Annotated in this window: 16 protein-coding genes; 13 read left to right on the top strand and 3 right to left on the bottom strand. The window is 60.9% G+C overall.

Annotation, left to right across the window (positions count from 1 at the left end; translation table 11 throughout):
* Window positions 1-1,601 precede the first annotated feature (1,601 nt).
* The 7 genes from ACREYQ_RS25835 to yedA all read left to right on the top strand — a co-directional run bounded on the left by ACREYQ_RS25835 (window position 1,602) and on the right by yedA (window position 9,581).
* On the top strand, window positions 1,602-1,904 hold the full coding sequence (locus tag ACREYQ_RS25835) for a hypothetical protein (RefSeq protein WP_432260828.1): 303 nt from the start codon (window positions 1,602-1,604) through the stop codon (window positions 1,902-1,904).
* Between the two features lie 150 nt (window positions 1,905-2,054).
* On the top strand, window positions 2,055-2,888 hold the full coding sequence (locus ACREYQ_RS25830; protein WP_432260827.1) for a hypothetical protein: 834 nt from the start codon (window positions 2,055-2,057) through the stop codon (window positions 2,886-2,888).
* A complete protein-coding gene (locus tag ACREYQ_RS25825) occupies window positions 2,889-5,726 on the top strand; it encodes a hypothetical protein (RefSeq protein ID WP_432260826.1) in 2,838 nt (945 codons plus the stop codon).
* A gap of 19 nt (window positions 5,727-5,745) precedes the next feature.
* On the top strand, window positions 5,746-6,759 hold the full coding sequence (locus tag ACREYQ_RS25820; RefSeq protein WP_432260825.1) for an ATP-binding protein: 1,014 nt from the start codon (window positions 5,746-5,748) through the stop codon (window positions 6,757-6,759).
* Window positions 6,728-8,119 (top strand): TniQ family protein, encoded by a 1,392-nt coding sequence (locus ACREYQ_RS25815; protein ID WP_432260824.1) that lies wholly within the window; start codon window positions 6,728-6,730, stop codon window positions 8,117-8,119. Before ACREYQ_RS25820 ends, ACREYQ_RS25815 begins: the two co-directional genes overlap by 32 nt.
* 181 nt (window positions 8,120-8,300) lie before the next feature.
* On the top strand, window positions 8,301-8,486 hold the full coding sequence (locus ACREYQ_RS25810; RefSeq protein ID WP_432260823.1) for a hypothetical protein: 186 nt from the start codon (window positions 8,301-8,303) through the stop codon (window positions 8,484-8,486).
* A 219-nt stretch (window positions 8,487-8,705) separates the two neighbouring features.
* Window positions 8,706-9,581, top strand: coding sequence for a drug/metabolite exporter YedA (gene yedA, locus ACREYQ_RS25805; protein ID WP_432260822.1), 876 nt, complete (start codon window positions 8,706-8,708; stop codon window positions 9,579-9,581).
* 24 nt (window positions 9,582-9,605) lie between these two features.
* On the opposite strand, the gene ACREYQ_RS25800 is transcribed toward yedA, so the two are convergent.
* From ACREYQ_RS25800 to ACREYQ_RS25790, 3 genes are all read right to left on the bottom strand, one after another.
* A complete protein-coding gene (locus ACREYQ_RS25800; protein WP_432260821.1) occupies window positions 9,606-10,298 on the bottom strand; it encodes a GntR family transcriptional regulator in 693 nt (230 codons plus the stop codon).
* 103 nt (window positions 10,299-10,401) lie between these two features.
* On the bottom strand, window positions 10,402-12,015 hold the full coding sequence (locus ACREYQ_RS25795; RefSeq protein WP_432260820.1) for a glucan biosynthesis protein: 1,614 nt from the start codon (window positions 12,013-12,015) through the stop codon (window positions 10,402-10,404).
* 135 nt (window positions 12,016-12,150) lie between these two features.
* Entirely contained in the window at window positions 12,151-12,903 is a 753-nt protein-coding gene (locus tag ACREYQ_RS25790) for a TerC family protein (protein WP_432260819.1), read from the bottom strand.
* A 206-nt stretch (window positions 12,904-13,109) separates the two neighbouring features.
* Here ACREYQ_RS25790 and ACREYQ_RS25785 point away from each other — a divergent pair, with 206 nt between their 5' ends.
* From ACREYQ_RS25785 to pntB, 6 genes are all read left to right on the top strand, one after another.
* A complete protein-coding gene (locus ACREYQ_RS25785) occupies window positions 13,110-14,087 on the top strand; it encodes a 2-dehydropantoate 2-reductase (RefSeq protein ID WP_432260818.1) in 978 nt (325 codons plus the stop codon).
* Between the two features lie 276 nt (window positions 14,088-14,363).
* Window positions 14,364-15,083, top strand: a complete 720-nt coding sequence (locus tag ACREYQ_RS25780; protein ID WP_432260817.1) for a GntR family transcriptional regulator — start codon at window positions 14,364-14,366, stop codon at window positions 15,081-15,083.
* Window positions 15,084-15,443: 360 nt separating this feature from the next.
* On the top strand, window positions 15,444-16,676 hold the full coding sequence (gene frc, locus ACREYQ_RS25775; RefSeq protein WP_432260816.1) for a formyl-CoA transferase: 1,233 nt from the start codon (window positions 15,444-15,446) through the stop codon (window positions 16,674-16,676).
* 139 nt (window positions 16,677-16,815) lie between these two features.
* On the top strand, window positions 16,816-17,598 hold the full coding sequence (locus tag ACREYQ_RS25770) for a fumarylacetoacetate hydrolase family protein (RefSeq protein WP_432260815.1): 783 nt from the start codon (window positions 16,816-16,818) through the stop codon (window positions 17,596-17,598).
* Between the two features lie 37 nt (window positions 17,599-17,635).
* Window positions 17,636-19,198 carry a Re/Si-specific NAD(P)(+) transhydrogenase subunit alpha gene (locus ACREYQ_RS25765; RefSeq protein WP_432260814.1) on the top strand — a complete coding sequence of 521 codons (1,563 nt, stop codon included), beginning with the start codon at window positions 17,636-17,638 and terminating at the stop codon, window positions 19,196-19,198.
* A 15-nt stretch (window positions 19,199-19,213) separates the two neighbouring features.
* On the top strand, window positions 19,214-20,611 hold the full coding sequence (gene pntB / locus ACREYQ_RS25760; RefSeq protein ID WP_432260813.1) for a Re/Si-specific NAD(P)(+) transhydrogenase subunit beta: 1,398 nt from the start codon (window positions 19,214-19,216) through the stop codon (window positions 20,609-20,611).
* Window positions 20,612-20,766 lie beyond the last annotated feature (155 nt).

Raw genomic sequence — 20,766 nt, 5'->3', positions numbered from 1 at the left:
CCTTGGACAAGAGAAAGCTCGTCGCGTGGAAGGCTGCGTACGCCGCTGCGGGGAGTCACATGAAAGGACTCGTAGCACTGACTGATGTAAAGCTTCCGCCAGGCTCAGGTAGTTGTCATGGCAACCGCGGCTCTAGATTCACTGCGGAGCATGAAGATTTGGTTCGTGACGTGGTCCGTGAGGTGTTCGACGTGTCACCGGCTGCGACCAAGATCATGGCATATACGGTCTACCTGTACCGGTGCAGTCAGCAAGGTATCACGCCAATGTCCCGGCAAGCGTTTGGGACACGTTGCATTGGCTGCTGGAAGGCGGAAAGAGATTAAGCGCGGTGATCGGTCTTTGGATATGGGACGCTTGCCGCTTGCAAGGCTGTCTGCGACGCTTCCTGGGAAGTCCTCGCTAGGCTCCTGGGCTTGTGTATGACTCTCTCTCTCTTAGATTTGCGTGTCGGATGGGCTCTGAACTCGGAACTCCACTCTGACTGCCGGGGAGCAAGTGCAGAGTATCGGAGGGCGCTATGACGTCTCGGTCTTACGGTACGGTTGGATATACACATTCTGCTGTGCCATTGCGTCGTCGGGACGCAGCTGCCAGCACTGATCCCGTTCTCATCGATTGCTCGGAGTTCGCGGTGAAGATGGTGACCAACAGACGCGCCGTGGCACCCACGCTCATGCTCATCATCGCCTATGACCCAGCAACGAGAAGGATTCGTGCCATCAGCACGAAATCGCCGGAGGACCTGATGTCTCGTCTGACGTGGAACTCCGAAGTTCAGCGTCAGCCCGGTTCATTTAGGAGTTGGAATTTCGGCGCGTGGCGAACGGAATTGAAGACTGGAGACAGGGTGCAGGCCAACGGCCGTTTTCTGTCCGGTGTGCGGCTTGCGGCACCTAGGGTGAACCCTCGGAGGAGATAGTGGTAGGGAGCTAGCTCGAGCGAAGGGCGATGGCCGGCGGGTCCGGATGGGCGATGAATTGATAGGGAGGTAAGCCATGCATGTAGTAGCACGTCAACAGACTCAGCGGTTGGAAGGACTGCGTGTTCGCTTGGAGCCAAAGGCGATAGGTCAAGCGGTGCGAGCGACATACCCTGCGCCATACCAGCTACGCTCCTTGGAGCGACAGCGGGAGGTGAACTCGTTTGCTCCAATGTCGGTGGAATTTCCGAGCTCTTCTCGAGGTGCAAATCTCAATGAGGTATATCACTTGTCCAGGTATGGTCGGTCCAGCCGATGGAACCATCTGTGCGCCAAACTGTGCGCCACATACGCCAGCCCGCAATTGAGCCGATATGCAGTCAGTGGCATTGGAAAATCGGGACAAATCCACAGAGGGACCAAAGAGGCCATTTCCAGATGGTTAAGAAGGCTTCCTTGGTCATTTGCGGCGCTCGTGGAATTGGTGTGCCAACCGTGGCGGCACGGGGGTCACGGTACAAGGAGCATATCTGTCGCTAATTTCGACTCGCAGCTAAGGTGGTGCCGCTACTGCCAAGCGAGCAACTACACCAGTCGTTCCGCTCTGAATTGGGACGTTGCACCAGTCAGCAATGGGCGCCGCGGAGGTCACGTGGATTCGGTTACGGAGCCCCCCAGCATGGCAAAGCTATCAGGAGCACCTGGCGGTTGCGTCGACCATTGGACGAGCGGCGCGATGGATGGGCGGATTGCGTTGACCGGCTGGCCGGGTTCGGAGTTCTTTGAAGGCAATGCTGCAGTGCATGGATATTGGCATCAGCTGTTCGCGACTGAATGGCATATGTCCGGCAGAAACAGTAGGCTGTCCGGAAGCAAACACCATCAACCGATGCTCGTCGTTGGCCGCGAAAGCGGGTTCGATGTCTTCGAGTTCCGCTCCGACAGCGAACACTTGAAGCAATCAGAAGCTGGTCAGGACTAATCTGTTAGACGGTGTCACTCAAGATTGCCAATGGCTAACAGCTTAGCAGGAGTATGACCACGGTCAATTTAGCCTATGAGGTTCCACTGCGGAGAGTATTCCGGATTCTTCGGACAACGTGAAAGGCTACCGGCCGAGGAGGAGCTACGAATGCGAGAAGAAGTCTTTCAAGCTGCAATTGTCCAACATCAGATTCCTCATGCTGGGCAGGCTCTCCTCAAGGAAATGTGGGGCCGTGACGTGGCGAAGGTATCAAAATCTGCTAGCGAGTGGGGCGAGCATCAGATGACCGGAAAGATGGGGGGGCGGGGCATGCTAAAGGGAAAAGGCGTTGCTTGTGCGATTTCCGAGCTCTATGAACGCGATCCCACGGTGCTTGGGTACTGGCACCATCCGTTCGAGTATGAATGGCATACGTACGACAGCAACGGACGGCTGACGGGACGCAAACACCATCGACCGATGTTCGCCGTTCTCCGCGCAAGCGGGTTCTCTATTGTCGATTTTCAATCTGACAGTGAGCTTTTGAAGCGCTTCGAAGCCGGTCGTGACTACGTGCGGGACACGGTTACTCAAGAATGGCGATGGCTAACGGCTGAACAGGAGTACGACAAGGTTAAGTTTGCTTACGAGGTCCACAGTCTGGCGAGTCTTCCACGTGTTCTACTAGACAACGTGAAGGACAGGAGTCGCTACCACGGGGACGATTCCGCCCCGCTATCGCCTGATGAGTGCAGTCGCGTCCTGGCAGCTTTCGATTCAGTAGGCTTCATGACGATCCGAGAGTGCGTCCATGGTCATGGTCTTCAGACCGACATCGTCCGTAAGGCTATTGATTGTGGCCTCGTTGCATTTGACTTTATCAATGACCGGTTGGATTCCACGGAAAGCGTTGTTTTTAGGGACTACGAGCTACTGGAGGCTTGGCGGTTATTGCGGGAACCCGCTAAGACGCCACTTCGACCGGGCAACAAGGAGCCGTGAATGCGAGAAGATGTCTTTCACGCCGCGATTGTTCAACACCGGATTCCTTGGGCTGGGGAAGTACTGCTCAAGGAAATGTGGAGGCGTGACTTGTCAAAGCTGGCAAGACCAGCAGGCGGTTGTGTTGACCATCGGATGAGCAGAAAGATGGGGAGACGGATCGCATTGAGCGGAAGGAATATTGCTTCCCCCGTTTCCGAACTCTATGAACGCGACCCCACGGTGCTTGGGTACTGGCACCAGCCGTTCGAGCATGAATGGAAGACGTACGACAGCAATGGCCGGGCTACGGGACGCAAACACCATCATCCAATGTTCGTCGTTCTCCGGGCAAGTGGCTTCTCTGTCATCGACTTCTTCAACGACAGTGAACTCTTGAAGCGATTCGGAGCCGGTCAGGACTACGTACTGGATGACGCTACCCAAGATTGGCGTTGGCTAACAGCCGAACAGGAATACGACAAGATCAATTTGGCGTACGAGGTCCATAGTGTGGCGAGTATTCCCTATGTTCTTTTGGACAACGTGAATGACCTGGATCGCTACCACCGGGACGATTCTGCTCCGCTATCGCCTGATGAGTGCAGTCGCGTCCTGGCAGCGTTCGAATCAGTCGGTTTCATGACGATCCGAGAGTGCGTCGACGGCCACGGTTTTCAGGGCGACACAATTCGCAAGGCCATTGATTCCGGGCTCGTTGCGTTTGATCTCATCAACGAACGGCTGAATTCCGCGGAAAGCGTCGTTTTTCGGGATTACGACCTACTGGAGGCTTGGCGATCATCCCAGGATCCTCCTAAGACGTTGCCGTTACCAGGTAACGGCATTGTGGAGTCAGGCGATCACCTTCGGTATCAAGGGAAGAGCTACATTGCACATGTCTTTGGAGACCAAGTGATCCTGCAAGGGCAAGGCAGCAATGCGCTGTGCGTTGGAATTGATGAAGCCAGTCAACTTAAGAGTTTCAATCAAGACATTCGTCTCGATGGCTCAGTAGAGCCACGACTACGAGCTGAGTTTTTTAAGCTTTCCGACAGTGAGCGGAAGCGGGGCATCGCGCGGCTCCAGTATCTGGAAGGAAAACTGGATACCGGGCTTAGGCCGTGCAAGCGGACTGCACAACGCTGGCGTGCGCTTATCAAGACCGCCCACACACGACCGAGGAAAATTGTTGCGCTGGGAACAGACCGCCGCCCTGGAAACCGCGAGCCAAGATTTACCGAGAAGCATGAGGATTTGGCTCGTGACGTGATACATGAGGTGTTTGATGGGACGCCGTCTGCGACCAAAGCTGCGACGTATCGGGTCTACCTGAACCGGTGTAGGGAACAGGGCATCGAACCGATGTGCCGTCCAGCGTTCGAGATACGTGTGGACATCCATAGCGTTTCCGTCAACAAGCTTGGGAAGCGTGCAAACTACAAGGTGGCCTCACTTAGAGCAGGGATAAGGCTTCACAACTCTCCGCATGGCGGGCTGCCACATCAGCTTTGCCACATTGACCACACGCAAGCTGACGTCGAAGTCATACATCCATTCACCAGAAAGAACTTGGGACGGCCATGGCTGACGTTAGTCTGGGAGCCTGCCACGAAACAGGCGCGAGCGATGTATATGAGCTTCCGGGCGCCGAATACTGCGTCGTGCCTTATGGCAATCCGCGATTACGCGCGAAGATGGCCGTGCATAGCAAAGGAATATGTCGTTGACCGTGCGACGGATCTGAGTACTGAATCTGTTCATGAACTTAAGGACGCTCTTGGTTGCAAAATCCGCCAGCGAAAGGGCACCGATCCGCGTTCGGGATCGCCGATTGAGTCGCAGAATAGCGCTCGCGAGAAGGAAGTTGACATGCAAATGCATGGAAATACGTCACACCTTAAGTCTGCGCGACTTTACACCGGAAAAACTAGCCCAAAAGACGATGCCGAATGGACATTTCCTGGATTGTATCGCGCTTACGAGGAATACTTCTTCCACTTTCGAACAAAAATAAATATTGACGTCGATCTTGGGATGACCCCCGAAGCTTACGAGCTACATCAAGGTAAATATTGTGGGGTCGAGAATTTTATTCCTGCGGAATATGACTTTGATCTTTTGGTCCTGACGGCACCACTTATTGGTAGCGGAGAGAGAAAAATTCAGCAGTCTGGAATCTGGGTATTGGGTGAATATTACACTAACAATGCCATTTTCCGGGCAAAGACTGGTACCTTCGTTCCTGTAAGAGCTGAGCCACAATGCGCAGCGGTTATTTACGTCTACATTGAAGAGGAATGGAAGGTCGCATACTCGAGGAATCCAGACCTCAGGCACTTCACTTCTTACGAGCTTTCCATAGCCGATAGGCAAAACTACACGCTAACCGTCGCGGAGCACAACAGAGCACGACTGTTAGCGAGTGCGGTGAGCTTCCAGGATAAGCTTCTGCGGGCGGAGGAATGGGATGAGCGCCTGGCTATCCGGATCAGATGCATGGAGGAGTCCACTTTGCTGGACAGCCTAGGGCTGGGCGTCGAGCTGGATGAAGAGACCCATCAGATTCGATATGGTGTTGTTAAGCCTTTGATGGATATAAATAACGGTGATCGCGTTGAGCCGTGCCGAACGGAGGCCGCGGTGCTCGAAGCCGCTTCAACACCAATAACACCCACACACGCTACGCTGACTTCTTCATCGGAGCCGTTTTCTGCCGAGGAAATTGTCACGCAGTCAAGGGAATCGAACCCTTCATCGACACGGAAATTAACGGAAGTTTTCAAGAAAGGTGGAGTGCGGAATGATTTTCCGGCAGTAACTCCAGAAGCGTGGCGACGAACCAATTTCTATAGATGATGATAAATAGGAAGGTCAAATGGAACAGATATATGGGTTCTCCGGTTTGGAGAAGGTTCGTTATCTCAATAACCTTAGAGTTCATCACAGAAATCTGGAGCGGGTTGCAGATAGGATGATTGAATTTCTACATCCTCATAATGATGTGTCGATTATTTCTCTATCCGGTGTTTCAGGTGCTGGGAAGACAACTCTGGTCAAGGAGTTGGTGCCGGCGTTGCTCGAGTCAGACGACTTTGGATATCCCGGCGGAATTTTTTTTGTAGAGGCTCCAGCAACCATCGGAAGGCCGATGGAGGTCAGTGCTTTATACGACAACGTTATTTGGCTCTCAAGGGAAGTGATGGATGAAAAAAAATATGGCGTGTCGGAGATGGATGACAGGGTTTTGATGGTGCCGCGACGAGATGCCCGGAAAGTTGATGTGAGGAGGCGGGAGATGCTTCATGTTCTGAGGATGCGTAAAGTACTTGCGCTCGCAATCGACGAGGCATTTCATTTTTTTAGAATGGGAAACTTGCACGCGACTCTGGACACCATTAAGTCCCTTGCTAAAGATGATGGGCCGAAGATTATTCTAATAAGCGGATTCGAAATGATAAAGGCTGTGACGGGATATGCGCAGGTTCAATTGCGGAGCATGGATCTCTACCTTCCGCGATATGGTGCAATCTCAGGCTACCCCGCAAAAGCCAAAAAAAAAGAGATCGAATCATATGAGCAAAAGGAGATGAAATTATATGGGGAAATTTTGCAAACAATGGAGGGTAAGTGGCCGTGGCCAGATGCTCCAAAGTTTGTGGGGAATCTGAATCATTTTTATGATAATTGTCTTGGAAATATGAGAATGACAAAAAAAAGAAGTGAGGCTATCCTCCAATTGCAAAATCGAAATAATGGAAAATGGGATGATGGTTTCATAGAGGATACTAGATTATCGTTGGTGAAGATTGCAAGAATTAAGGAGGAATTCGAAGAGGGCGAGATGAAGGTGCGTGGGTTTGACGACGGTCACCTTGCTGCTGAAGTATAAAGAAGATGAATCACTGTATTTGGCGTGGTATCAAATGTCGAGATATCTGTATGATGCGTCTTTCAACACAGAGCTCTTCCCGTTTGTGTGGGCAGGGAAAGGAACGTCCCAGGCCGAGTCGCTGCAAAGTGCATATCGGCGAATCGCCTTTGCACATCACGTTCGCGTCGGCACTCTCTTCGATTTCTACTTCAAGCCTGGTTTGGCGTTCTTAGGGCTGACAGGGGTCAGTCATCCAATTTTACGGACCAAGAAATCATTTTCTATTTCGACAGACAGTGTTGTCGTGCAGCATATAGCATGTCGAATTGCGGACCTCACTGGGGAAATTGATGCCGAGGCGGCAAGCCTGATAAATTTGACAGCTCTGTTAAGTCGAACCGGCCTTGCTAATCGAAACAATAAATTCTGTCCATTTTGTCTTGAGGGAAGGCTCGATACTCTGTACGGTCGCGTTTTGTGGGAGTTCGCGGCGGTCCGGGCCTGCCCCGTGCATCGCATCCGTCTCATGCAGCCCAATTGCGGAAGCGATAGTTCTAAGCGCGTACCAGGATCGTTCGCGATACAACTCAACGGGGTTTGTCATCGCTGTGGCCGGTTGGGAATGCGATGTCAAGCAGGGCAGCCAGTAGACGCCAGCGACGAAGAGCTATGGGCGGCGAAAGAAATAGGGGAACTGGTGGCCTTCGCGTCGGGCGGAGGCGAGCTTTCGGCGGAAGGATTACGTCGGGGAATCGCGGAGAGTTTTGAGTCACTCGGGGCAGCCAAGTGCAACATGCTTAAAGAGGTTGGACTCTCACCCGCGTACATTCAGTCTTGGATATTGGGCAAACAACGCCCGAACCTGCCAGGCCTGCTGGCACTCGCGAGCGTTTGCAGTTGGGGACTAGTTGGCCTCTTTCGAGATGCGGCGACAAGCGCCGCATGCTCGACACCGGAGAAGTATGTCTATCGCAGCGTGCGGCGGGCTCCAATCGAAGATTTGCCGGTAGATGATGCCGTAGTGCAGGCCGCCTTCGAGGAGATGCTCAGGGAGGGCACGGAGTGTGTTTCTGGCATGAGGCTGGCGAACAGGCTCAATGTTTCTTCGCAGTATCTAGTTGATCGGTTTCCAGCCATCTGGAGCGCGTGTCAGCTAGTGCGAAATGACGCAAGGATGCGTGGGTCCCTGAAGCGGACTCAGGAGCTTGCTAACTTGGTGGCGTCAGCGGCTGAAATTCGCTTAGAGGACATGGGTGAGGCCATCACAGAGCGGCAAATCAGACATGCAATGGGGCACGTATCTCGCCGGTTTGGTGAATGGGAAGTCGCTACAGCAATCAGAAAGTGGCTAAAAGAGCATTTTGGTAGCGCTTTGTAAGGCATAACGTGTCGTTTTTTTTAGGTAGGCACGAGAGGCTCGAAGCGACATCTCATGGTTGCGTTTCTCAGCTGACCGTTGCTTTCCCACATACGTACTTTCACCTAATGCTGCATTGCGACAATTCCTTTGCTACAATCAGGGAAAACCCCATAAGGGTAATCCCGAAAGGAAGGACGCCATGAACACCCACTCCGATATCAAGCTGACTGACCAACTCGAACGCGAACTGATCGACCGTGAACTCGGTACGCAAAGCCTGGGCTTCGCCCACGATCTGAAGCGCGCGGTTGCCTTCGCCCAGAACGTGATCGATCGCCTGCAGAGCCAGGCCCGCAAGGCCAAGGTGGTTTACGCCAACGGCTAAAGTGCGGCTTGCAGCATAGTAGTTGCGGCCTTTCGCGGGCTGCGTTGTAGAACCGGCCATACGTGCGCCCGTCCGGCGGAACGCGGCCGGTTTTTGTTTGGTGCGCAACCATGGCGTAACTTGTGAAGAATTTTCACAAGACTTGCCAGAGCTTTTCGTTTGGTCGCGGCGGTGGAGGAGGCTATCGTGGATGCCTTCCCCTGAACGCCTGCCCCGACTATGCCTCCGCTTGTTCTGCTCTGCCTGCTGATCACCTACGTGGTCTGGGGCACGACCTATCTGGCGATCCGCTTTACGCTGGAGAGCTTTCCGCCGCTGTTCATGATGGGCACGCGCTTCCTGTGCGCGGGCCTGCTGCTGGCCGCGTGGCTGGCCTGGCGCGGCACGCCGATGCCGTCGTGGCGGCTGTTGCGCAATTGCGCCGTGCCGGCGCTGTTCCTGCTGGTGGGCGGGATGGGGCTGACTGCAATTGCCGAGCAAACCATTTCCTCAGGCGCGACCACAGTCATGATCGGCTCGATGCCGATCTTTGCGCTGATCTGGAGTGCCTGCTTCGGCAACCGGCCGAAGTGGTATGAGTATGTGGCGATCGCGATCGGCAGCCTGGGCATCCTGGTACTGACCGCGGGCGCGGAATTCCGCGTCAGTACCGGGGGCGTGGTGGCGCTGATGCTGGCGGTGGCGAGCTGGTCATTTGGCTCGCAGCTGGCGCGACGGCTGGATCTGCCCCAGGGCGCGGCGGCGTTTGCGGCGGAGATGCTGATCGGCGGGGCGGTGCTGATGGTGCTGTCGGTGCTGCGCCAGGAGCCGTGGCCGGCGTCGGTCAGCGCGCAGGCCGGCTGGGCCTGGGTCTACCTGGTGGTAGCGGGGTCGCTGGTGGCGTTCTCCGCCTATATGTACCTGGTGTCGACGGTCAGCCAGACGCTGTCGGCCAGCTATGTCTACGTGAACCCGCCGGTGGCGCTGGCCATGGGCGCCTGGCTGGGCGGCGAGCGGATCGCGCCGCAGACGCTGGGCGCGGTGGCGCTGATCCTGGTGGCGCTGACGGTGCTGAGCCTGGGCACGCTGCGCAGGGCGCGGAGCCACGCGGCCTGATACCGCGGGCTGCGGCCGGGCAACTCAGCTGCCCGACTGTTCCTGGATCCAGAGCGACAGCCGCACCTTGTAGGCCTGCTGGATATGCCGGCGCGCGATCTGCTCGGCCAGTGCCGGGTCGCGTTTTTCCAGCGCCTCGACCAGCGAGATGTGTTCCTCGTAGGAGCTGCGCGCGCGCCCCGGCACCGCCAGCGTGGTGCGTCCGAGCAGCGCCATCGACTCATGCAGCGAGCGCAGGTTCTTCAGCAGGTAGCGGTTGTGGGCACAGCGGTGCAGGGTTTCGTGGAAGAGCCGGTTGTTCAGCGCGAGCCGGTCGGGGTCGTCGGCGATGGCCAGGTCGCGCTCGACGATATCGCGCAGCAGCGAGATCTCGACGTCGGTGGCGTGGCGCGCGGCCAGCGCGGCGGCGGTGCCTTCCAGCACTTCGCGCATCACGTACAGCTCGCTGACCATGCTGGCGTCGAGCTGGGTGACCATCATGCCGCGGTTGGGCTCGTTGACGACCAGCCCTTCGGACTCCAGCCTGGACAGCGCTTCACGCACCGGCGTGCGCGACAGGCCCAGGGTTTCAGCCAGTTCCACCTCGCGCAGCCGCGTGCCGGGGGAAAGCTGGCCGGCCTGGATGGCGGCGCGCAGCTGCTGGTAGGCGCGCTCCGAGCGCGGAAGCGATGCGGCCTGGCCGCCTTCGGCGGCGCCGGCGAACTCTTGAGAAATCATGTGAGGCTGGCTGATGCAGTTGGACTGTCGTAGCCAGCCATCATACCCGCTCGTGCGCGCATGACATCACGGCGTCGCAATATGCTGTAAACGGCCCGGCGCCTCAGCCTGCCGGCGACTGGAACGGGTGGTACTGGTACAGCCAGGTTTCCGACAGCGGCTTGCCGTTCAGGCGCAGAAACAGGCGGATGTCGACCGGCTGGCTGCCGTCGGCGGTCAGGTCGAACTGGGCGCGCCAGTGGCCGGGCACGCCGTTGGGCACGGCTTCGGTGAAGACGTAGGAGAAGCTGCCGCGCGAGGCCGTCAGCACCGCTTCGGGTTTGACGCCGAAGGGCAGTTTCTCCAGCGGCGCGCCCTTGAACTCGACCATGAACTTGCGCACGCCCCTGGGCCGCGGCTGGCCGGGCTGGCCGCCGTTGCCCAGGCGTGTGGCCACGCAGCGCGCCAGCGGCGACGGGTAGGGCTCGTCGGCCTGCCAGTGCAGCCGGTAGCGCAGCCGGTAGGTGCTGCCGGCCTTGGCCGGGGCCTTGGGCACCCACATGGCGACGATGTTGTCGTGGATCTCGTCGTCGGTGCGCAGTTCCACCAACTGCACCGAACCGGCGCCCCAGCCGTCGCGCGGCTCGACCCACAGGCTCGGGCGGCGCTCATAGTTGACGCCGTCCTGGTAGTGGTCGAACAGGCGGTCGCGCTGCAGCAGCCCGAAGCCCTTCGGGTTCTCGTCGGAGAAGGCCGACGCCGTGGTTTGCGGCGGGTTGTTCAGCGGGCGCCAGATATGCTCGCCGGCGCCGTTCCAAAGCGCCAGGCCGTCGGAGTCATGCACCTCCGGGCGCCAGTCGACGGCGGTGCCCTTGATGCTTTCCGAGAACCAGTACATCGAAGTCAGCGGCGCCAGCCCCAGCCGGGCCACGTCCTTGCGCAGGAACAGCGCGCATTCCACGTCCATGATCACGGCCTTGCCACGCTGCATGACAAAGCGGTAGGCGCCGGCGATGCTGGGGCCGTCCAGCAGTGCATAGACCGTGACGGTATCGGTGTTGCCTTCGGGCGTCTCGAACCAGAAGTGGGTGAAGGCGGGGAATTCTTCCTGCTTGCCCGCCTCGGCCACGTCGATGGCGATGCCGCGCGCGGACAGGCCGTACTGGTACAGCTCGCCGATGGCGCGGAAATACGATGCACCCAGGAAGGCGACCCAGTCGTTCTTGCGCCAGTCGCGCGTTTTCTGGTCGCCCAGGCGGCTTTCCTGGAAGCGGAAACCGGCAAAGCCGCTGCCCGGTGGCAGCTTGTGCGCGGGGCTGTCGGCGGGCATGTCGAAATAGGCGTCGTCATAGACGATCTCGCGGGCCTTGCCGGGGCCGTCCTTGGCGCGCTCGATCACGTGCATGCGCACGGGCGTGCGGAAGTAGGTGCCGAGGTGGAAGAAGGTGACCGGGAACTGGCCCGGGCCGTTGGCAAAGAGCGCGTCGTCGGTGCGGAAGCGGATCTTGCCGTGGGCGTCGTAGTCGATGCGCGACAGCACGTCCGCGGGCGGAGACGGGGGCGGCGCGTAGGGCTTGCCGGCGAGCGTGCGGGCGCGGTCGATCAGGGCGTCGAAACCGAACGGCTGAGGCTCGCCGAGCTTGATCCGGCTGGCTGCCAGCACCGACGGGGTAAGGCCCAGCGCGGCAAGCGCGGCCGAGGCGGTGGCGGAGACCAGCAGGGTTCGGCGGTTCATCATGTGGCGAGAGCGTCCTTTCATCTGTCCGGGGTTGTGCAGAACTGTAAGAGACGCCGCCGCCCGGGAAAAGTTCGGACACCCTCTGTTACAGGCGGGCCGCCCACAGTTCCCTCTGCAAGCGGCCTCCGCGGCACGTCAGTGCGCCTGCCCGGCCCGGCGCCGCTGACGCCGTTGCCGCGCCAGCATGTTCAGCCCCTCGACCGCTGCCGAGAACGCCATTGCCGTATAGATATAGCCCTTGGGCACATGGGTGCCCAGGCCTTCCGCGACCAGTGTCATGCCGATCATCATCAGGAAGGCCAGCGCCAGCATCACAATGGTCGGGTTGCGGTTGATGAAGTTGGCCAGCGGCGTGGCCGCGAACAGCATCGCCAGCACCGCGGCGATCACCGCCACGAACATGATCTGCACATGCTCGGTCATGCCGACCGCGGTGATGATGCTGTCGATCGAGAACACCAGGTCCAGCACCAGGATCTGGCCGATGGCCGAGGCAAAGCTTTGCACCGCCCTGCCCGTGCCGCTGTCCTCGGCGTCTTCGTCAGCCGAGACGTGGTGGTGGATCTCGCGCGTGGCCTTCCAGACCAGGAAGGCGCCGCCGGCGATCAGGATGATGTCGCGCCACGACAGCCCCTGGCCCAGGATCGTGAACACCGGTTCGGTGAGCTTGACGATAAAGGCGATGGTGGCCAGCAGGCCCAGGCGCATCACCAGCGCCAGGCTGATGCCGATCTTGCGCGCCTTCTCGCGCATGGCTTCGGGCAGCTTGTTGGTCAGGATCGAGATGAAGATCAGGTTGTCGATCCCCAGCACGATTTCCATTGCCACCAGCGTGGCCAGTGCCGCCCAGGCGGCGGGGTCCTGCAGCAATGCCAACGATGCTTCCATGAGAGCTCCGGGTGTCGGGTTTGCACGGCGGGCGCCCGGCGGTGATCCTCCGGAGGCGCATGCAGGCGTCATGTTAGCGCAGCGCCGCTTGGCGTCGCAGTGTGAGGCGGAAAGATAAAGCGCGTTTGACAAGGTTGCTATGTGCTCTTATGGAATATAGTATGTGATATATCAAAGCATCCAATCGAGCCATCAAGGAGACAGCAATGAAAGTGTGTATCTACGGCGCGGGCGCCATCGGCGGCTATGTCGGGGCGCAACTGGCGCGCGCGGGGGCGGAGGTCAGCTTCGTCGCGCGCGGCCCGCATCTCGCGGCGATGCAGGAGCATGGCGTCAAGCTGCTGATCGACGGCGAAGAGCGCGTGGCCAAGGTGCGCTGCACCAGCGATCCGCGCGAACTCGGGCACCAGGACTATGTGTTCATCACCCTCAAGGCGCATTCCGTGCCGGGCGTGGTGGAGCAGATGCAGCCGCTGCTGGGGCCGGAAACCGCGGTCGTGACTGGCGTCAATGGCATTCCGTACTGGTACTTTTACAAGCATGGCGGCGAACTGGCCGGCAGCACGCTGGAAAGCGTCGATCCCGGCGGGCGCCAGTGGAAGGGCCTGGGGCCGGAGCGGGCGATTGGCTGCGTGGTCTATCCCGCGGCTGAAATCATCGCGCCCGGCGTAATCAAGCATGTCTATGGCAAGAAATTTCCGCTGGGCGAGCCTGACGGCAGCCGTTCCACGCGTGTGACCCGGCTCAGCGAGATGATGATGGCCGCCGACCTGGAAGCCCCGGTGCGCGACAACATCCGCGACGAGATCTGGCTCAAGCTGTGGGGCAACCTGTGCTTCAACCCGATCAGCGCGCTCACCCATGCCACGCTCGACGTCATCACTGCCGACCCCGCCACGCGCACGCTGTCGCGGCAGATGATGGTGGAGGCGCAGGGCATCGCCGAGCGCTTCGGGGTCAAGTTCCGGGTCGACGTGGAGCGGCGCATCGACGGCGCCGGTGCCGTGGGGGCGCACAAGACTTCGATGCTGCAGGACCTGGAGGCCGGGCGGGCCATGGAAATCGACCCGCTGCTGACCGTGGTGCAGGAAATGGGCCGCCTGATCGCCCAGCCCACGCCGATGTGCGACGCCGTGCTGGGGCTGATCAAGCAGCGCGACGCGATGGCAAAGCTGGCCGCCTGACGGGGGCCGGAGGCAGGGGACACCGACGGCTCAGGTGTCCCCTGACGCACGCCAGGCGCGCAAACATTGCGTATGCCTGGCTTGCAAGGCGAGAAGGCAGGGCGATAGTGATATACCATATACGACAGACCGCGCACCGCTACTGTGCCGATGCATGAGGACTGCGCATTGTTTGATGCGTTTTCATAATGGGTCAGGCGTTTTTGCTAAGCTGTGCGGGAATGCGGATGGCAGCCATTCCGGCCGCCTTGCCGCTGGTCTCACACGAGCTTATTCATGTCTGCGCAAAGCCAATCCATCGTCCAGCCCAACGGGCTGGCCTTGTCCGTGCAACCGATCAACGCCGGCGCCAGCCTGCGCGACCAGGCCTACGCCATGCTGCGCCAGGCCATCGCCGACGCCGACATCTACCAGTCGCGCGACGAGATCCGGCTCGATGAACGGGTGCTGAGCGAGGCCATGGGCGTGAGCCGCACGCCCATCCGCGAGGCCATGACGCTGCTGGAGCAGGAAGGCTTCCTGCGCACCGTGCCCCGGCGCGGCATCTACATCATGCGCAAGACCAAGCGCGAGATCGTGGAGATGATCCAGATGTGGGCCGCGCTGGAAAGCATGGCGGCGCGGCTGGCCACGCAGAACGCCACCGATGCCGAGATCGCGCAGTTGCGCAGCATGTTCGACAGCTTCCGCGACTCCACGCCGGCCGAGCATATCGAAGAGTATTCGGACGCCAATATTGTTTTCCACCAGGCGATCGTGCAACTGTCCAAGTCGCAGATCATCATGGACACGATCCGCAATATCTTTATCCACGTGCGGGCGATCCGGAAGATGACGATCTCGCAGAGCGACCGGGCGGCGCGTTCGATCGTGGACCACCTGCGCATCATCGAGGCGCTGGAGAAGCGGGATACCGAGCTGGCCGAGCGGCTGGTGCGGCAGCATTCGCTGGACCTGGCTGACTATGTGGAAAGGCATTGCGACTTCCTCGACTGAAGGCGGTCGGGGCAGGGCGGAAAAACGGCGGACTCAGGTCCGCCGTTTTTCTTTTGTGCGTTTCCGGATAGCGGACCAGCGTTTTGCGTTGTGGTATGTGATATATCAATGTGAAGGGGACGGTGCCTGGCTGATCCGGGTTTCCACTGCGTTTCCCACTTCTGGTCCGGATTCGCGGGCAAAACCTGCTGATTGCTGCAATGCACCGTAGAAAATTGTGCCACATCCGCGAAACTCCTCTTGCGCTCTTCTGATATATCACATACCGTATGTCATCAAGGAAGCCGACGCGGCATACGCACCGGGCACCAGGAACCAGATCATCTACAAGTAAAACCATCGCCCTAGGAGACATCCGAAATGGAAACCAAGGCACTGCAAGGCGTTCGCATCCTGGACATGACCCATGTCCAGGCGGGCCCCTCGGCCACGCAGCTGATGGCGTGGCTGGGCGCGGACGTGATCAAGGTGGAAATGCCGGGGCGCGGGGACATCACCCGCAGCCAGCTGCGCGACGTGCCCAACGCCGACAGCCTGTACTTCACCATGCTCAACAGCAACAAGCGCAGCCTCACGCTGAACATGAAGACGCCGGAAGGCAAGGCGCTGCTCGAAGACCTGGTTCAGCGCAGCGACGTGCTGATCGAGAACTTCGGGCCCGGCGTGCTGGAACGCGCCGGCTTTGACTGGGACCACCTGCAGGACCTGAACCCGCGGCTGGTCTATGCCTCGATCAAGGGCTTCGGTCCGGGGCCGTACGCGGACTGCAAGGCGTATGAGAACGTGGCGCAGTGCATGGGCGGCTCGGCCTCCACCACGGGCGATGCCGAGGGCGTTCCCACTGTCACCGGCGCACAGATCGGTGATTCCGGCACGGGCGTGCATTGCGTGGTCGGCATCCTGGCCGCGCTGCTGCAGCGCGAGCACACCGGCCGCGGCCAGCGCGTGGAAGTAGCGATGCAGGACGCGGTGCTGAACCTGTGCCGGGTCAAGCTGCGCGACCAGCAGCGCCTGTCCAACGGCCCGCTGCGCGAGTATCCGAACGAAGACTTTGGCGACCACGTGCCGCGCGCGGGCAATGCCTCGGGCGGCGGCCAGCCGGGCGCGGCGCTGCGCTGCGCGCCGGGCGGCCCCAACGACTATGTCTACGTCATCATCCAGCCGCAGGGCTGGGAGCCGCTGATGCGCCTGTGCGGGCGCGAGGACCTGATCACCAACCCGGACTACGCTTCGCCGGAGGCGCGCCTCAAGCACCTGGCCGACTGCTTTGCCGTGATCGAGAAATGGACCGGCGGCCGCAGCAAGTTCGATGTGATGGCCGCGCTCAACGAAGTCGATGTGCCGTGCGGCCCGATCCTGTCGATGAAGGACCTGATCGAGGACGAGTCGCTGTACCAGCGCGGCTACCTGAAGGAGCTGGAGCACCCGCAGCGCGGCAACTACGTGCAGCTGGGCTGCCCCATCACGCTGTCCGCATCGCCGGTGGAGATCGAGCGCTCGCCGCTGCTGGGCGAGCATACCGAAGAGATCCTCGAGTGGCTGGGGCGCTCGCCGGCGCAGATCGCCGCGATGAAGCTGGCCGGCGCGGTATGACGCAAGCCTGACGTCATTCCCGCCTGTGCGGGAATGACGATTCGGGGCGCGCGCCGCCCGTTTTCCCATTTCTTCCAAGACCCTGCAACCGACATCGGCGCAGGCAGGGGCCTCCCTTTGCCTGCGCAAGGAGCATGCTGTGCAAACCTGGATACGCTTTCGCCGCGCCGACGGCAGCATCGGCCATGGCCGCATTGATGGCGCCGATGGTAACCGTGTCGTCGAGTATGACGGCGACATCTTTGACGAGCCCACTCCCACCGGCGCCGTGCATGACCGCGCGTCGCTGACACTGGTCGCGCCCTGCGCGCCGGGCAAGGTGGTGGCGCTGTGGAACAACTTCCATGCGCTCGCGCGCAAGCTGGAAAAGGCCGTGCCCACGCACCCGCTGTTCCTGATCAAGCCGGCTTCGTCGCTGGCGGGTCCGGGCGATGCGGTGCAGCGCCCCAGGAGCTACGACGGCAAGATCGTCTATGAAGGCGAGCTGGGCATCGTGATCGGCAGGAAGGCGCGCAATGTATCGGTGGCTGAAGCTGGTGCGCATATCTTCGGCTACACCGTGGTCAACGATGTGACCGCGGCCGAGCTGATCACGGCGGACCCCAATTTTCCGCAGTGGACGCGCGCCAAGGGCTTCGACACCTTCGGCTGCATCGGTCCGGCCATCGTCACCGGCTTCAACTGGAAGGCCGCCAGCGTCATCACGCGGCTCGATGGTGTCGAGCGGCAGAACTATCCGCTGTCGGACATGATCTTCTCGCCCGAGGAACAGGTCAGCCGCATCTCGCAGGACCTGACGCTGATGCCCGGCGACGTGATTGCGTGCGGCACCTCGATCGGCGTGGGGTCGATGAAGGACGGCGCGGTGGTCGAGGTGGCGATCGCGGGTATCGGCTCGCTGGTCAACCACGTGCGCGGCTGAGCCGGCGCCTGATTCTTTCTATCTAATGGTGAATGCCATGCCAATGACGATCGGTGTGCCACGCGAAGTCCACCCGGGCGAGCGGCGCGTTGCCGCCACGCCCGACTCGGTCAGGGAACTGCTCAAGCTGGGCTACCAGGTGGCGGTGGAAACCGGCGCTGGCCAGGAAGCGTCGTTCTCCGACGACGACTACCGCGCCGCCGGTGCGGCCATTGTCGATGCGGCCAGCCTGTGGGCCTCGGTCGACGTGGTGATCAAGGTGCGCCCGCCGCAGGTCCATCCCGGCATGGGCGTGGAAGAGGCGGCGCTGCTGAAGAAGCACTCCACGCTGATCGGCTTTGTCTGGCCGGCGCAGCAGATGGCGATGCTGGAGCGGCTGACGCAGCGCGGCGCCACGGTGCTGGCGATGGACTGCGTGCCGCGCATCTCGCGCGCGCAGAAGCTGGACGCGCTCAGCTCGATGGCCAATATGGCGGGCTACCGCGCGGTGATCGAGGCCGCGCATGCGTTCGGGCGGCCCTTTGCCGGGCAGATCACGGCCGCGGGCAAGATCCCGCCGGCGCGCGTGCTGGTGGTCGGCGCAGGTGTGGCGGGGCTGGCGGCGATCGGCGCGGCGCGCAGCCTGGGCGCGGTGGTGCGGGCCTTCGATACGCGTCCGGTGGTGCGCCAGCAGATCGAAAGCCTGGGCGCCGAGTTCCTGACCGTCGAGATCGAAGAGGACGGCAACGGCAGCGGCGGCTACGCCAAGGAGATGAGCCCGGCCTTTATCGAAGCCGAGATGCGCCTCTTTGCGGAGCAGGCGCGCGAAGTCGACATCATCATCACCACCGCGCTGATCCCCGGCAAGCCCGCGCCCAGGCTGCTCGAGGCCGGCACCGTGGGCCTGATGCGCGCCGGCAGCGTGGTGGTCGACCTGGCCGCGGAGCAGGGCGGCAACTGCGTGCTGACCGTGCCGGGCGAGGCCGTGCGGCACAACGGCGTCACCATCGTCGGCTTTACCGACCTGCCCAGCCGCATGGCCGCGCAGGCCAGCCAGCTCTATGGCACCAATATCCGCCACCTGTTGACGGAGCTGACGCCGGGCAAGGATGGCCAGCTCGTGGTCGACATGGACGACGAGATGATCCGCGGCGCCACGGTGCTGCACCAGGGCGCGGTGACCTGGCCACCGCCGCCGCTGACGGTGGCGATCCCGCAGCAGCAGGCGCCGGCAGCCACGCCGCCGGTGCTGGCCGAAGCCGAGCCGCCGCGCAGCCGCACCGGGGCGACGCTGATCGCGCTGGCCATTGCGGCGATGGCTCTGCTGGGCCTGGGCGCGGTCGCGCCGCCGGCCTTCATGGCGCATTTCACGGTGTTCGTGCTGGCGATCTTTGTCGGCTACCAGGTGGTGTGGAACGTCACCGCCGCGCTGCATACGCCGCTGATGAGCGTGACCAATGCCATCAGCGGGATCATCGTGGTGGGGGCGCTGGTGCAGCTGGGCAAGCCGTCGCTGGTGACGGCGGTGATTGCGGGCTGCGCGGTGCTGGTCGCCACGGTCAATATCGCCGGCGGCTTCCTGGTGACACAGCGCATGCTCAAGATGTTCCAGCGGAACTAGAGGGGGGAGACAGGGATGCCATCCGGAATCAGCAGTATCGCTTACCTGGGCGCCAGCGCGCTCTTCATCCTCAGCCTGAGCGGCCTGAGCCACCCCGACACCGCGCGTCGCGGCAACTTGCTGGGCATCGCCGGCATGGTGATCGCGGTATTGACCACCGTGCTGGCGGGCAGCCCCGACGGCATCGCCATCATCATCGGCGCGATGCTGGTGGGTGGTCTCGCGGGTGCCATGCTGGCCAAGCGCGTGGAAATGACGCAGATGCCGCAGCTGGTGGCGGTGCTGCACAGCTTCGTCGGGCTGGCCGCGGTGCTGGTGGGTTATGCCAATTACCTCGATGTGCACGTGCTGACCGGCGCGGAGAAGGCCATCCATGAAGTGGAGACCTACCTCGGCATCCTGATCGGCGCGGTCACGTTCACGGGCTCGATCATCGCCTTCCTGAAGCTGCAGGGCACCATGGGGGGCAAGCCGATGCTGCTGCCCGGCCGGCATGCCTTGAATGCGATCGCGCTGCTGGTGTGCGTGTGGCTGGGCTATGCCTTCCTGAGCGCGCCCGACGCGCAGCAGGGGCTGGTGCCGCTGGCGGCGATGACGGTGATTGCGCTGCTGGTCGGCGCGCACCTGGTGCTGGCCATCGGCGGCGCCGACATGCCGGTGGTGGTGTCAATGCTCAACAGCTACTCAGGCTGGGCCGCCGCGGCCACCGGCTTCATGCTGGGCAACGACCTGCTGATCATCACCGGCGCGCTGGTGGGATCGAGCGGCGCCATCCTCAGCTACATCATGTGCAAGGCGATGAACCGCAAGTTCCTGTCGGTGATCCTGGGCGGCTTCGGCGCGGTGCAGGCGCAGGGCGCGGCGACAGAGCAGGGCGAGGTGCTGCCGGTGTCCAGCGAGGAAGTCGGCAACCTGCTCAAGGACGCCGGCGACGTGATCATCGTGCCGGGCTACGGCATGGCGGTGGCACAGGCACAGGGCACCATCAGCGAGATCGCGCGGCGGCTGCGCGCGCAGGGGGTCAACGTGCGCTTCGGCATTCACCCGGTGGCGGGCCGCCTGCCCGGACACATGAACGTGCTGCTGGCCGAGGCGCGCGTGCCTTACGACATCGTGCTGGAAATGGAAGAGATCAACGAGGATTTCGAGAAGGCCGACGTGGTGCTGGTAGTGGGCGCCAACGACATTGTCAACCCCGGCGCGCTGGAAGACCCCGGCAGCCCCATTGCCGGCATGCCGGTTCTGGAAGTCTGGAAGGCGCGCACCGTGGTGGTGTCCAAGCGCAGCATGGCGGCGGGTTACGCCGGCGTGGACAACCCGCTGTTCTACAAGGACAACACGCGGATGTGGTTCGGCGACGCCAAGGGCAGTGTCGACGCGTTGCTGCGGCAGTTGGAGGAAACGCCGGCCTGAGGCGGCAGCCCGGGCCAATTAATGCCAATTCCGCAAGATATACACGATCGTGAATAGATACGATAAAAAACTTTAAGACAGGTCAAATTAAGCTTCAGGTAGCATCAATCCACGACTTCATGTGCCGCAATGCCAGGCGCCGGTCCAGTTGTGAA

This window comes from Cupriavidus sp. TMH.W2, from assembly GCF_050847365.1.
Lineage (GTDB): Bacteria > Pseudomonadota > Gammaproteobacteria > Burkholderiales > Burkholderiaceae > Cupriavidus.
Note: the sequence above shows the minus strand (reverse complement) of the source record. Positions and strands in the feature narration are given on the sequence as shown.

Coding starts and splice junctions, on each gene's coding strand:
- ACREYQ_RS25785 (WP_432260818.1), top strand. CDS start 13,110: ATGAAAGTGTGTATCTACGGCGCGGGCGCCATCGGCGGCTATGTCGGG.
- ACREYQ_RS25780 (WP_432260817.1), top strand. CDS start 14,364: ATGTCTGCGCAAAGCCAATCCATCGTCCAGCCCAACGGGCTGGCCTTG.
- yedA (WP_432260822.1), top strand. CDS start 8,706: ATGCCTCCGCTTGTTCTGCTCTGCCTGCTGATCACCTACGTGGTCTGG.
- ACREYQ_RS25800 (WP_432260821.1), bottom strand. CDS start 10,298: ATGATTTCTCAAGAGTTCGCCGGCGCCGCCGAAGGCGGCCAGGCCGCA.
- frc (WP_432260816.1), top strand. CDS start 15,444: ATGGAAACCAAGGCACTGCAAGGCGTTCGCATCCTGGACATGACCCAT.
- ACREYQ_RS25835 (WP_432260828.1), top strand. CDS start 1,602: ATGGCAAAGCTATCAGGAGCACCTGGCGGTTGCGTCGACCATTGGACG.
- ACREYQ_RS25820 (WP_432260825.1), top strand. CDS start 5,746: ATGGAACAGATATATGGGTTCTCCGGTTTGGAGAAGGTTCGTTATCTC.
- ACREYQ_RS25810 (WP_432260823.1), top strand. CDS start 8,301: ATGAACACCCACTCCGATATCAAGCTGACTGACCAACTCGAACGCGAA.
- ACREYQ_RS25825 (WP_432260826.1), top strand. CDS start 2,889: ATGCGAGAAGATGTCTTTCACGCCGCGATTGTTCAACACCGGATTCCT.
- ACREYQ_RS25765 (WP_432260814.1), top strand. CDS start 17,636: ATGCCAATGACGATCGGTGTGCCACGCGAAGTCCACCCGGGCGAGCGG.
- ACREYQ_RS25830 (WP_432260827.1), top strand. CDS start 2,055: ATGCGAGAAGAAGTCTTTCAAGCTGCAATTGTCCAACATCAGATTCCT.
- pntB (WP_432260813.1), top strand. CDS start 19,214: ATGCCATCCGGAATCAGCAGTATCGCTTACCTGGGCGCCAGCGCGCTC.
- ACREYQ_RS25795 (WP_432260820.1), bottom strand. CDS start 12,015: ATGATGAACCGCCGAACCCTGCTGGTCTCCGCCACCGCCTCGGCCGCG.
- ACREYQ_RS25790 (WP_432260819.1), bottom strand. CDS start 12,903: ATGGAAGCATCGTTGGCATTGCTGCAGGACCCCGCCGCCTGGGCGGCA.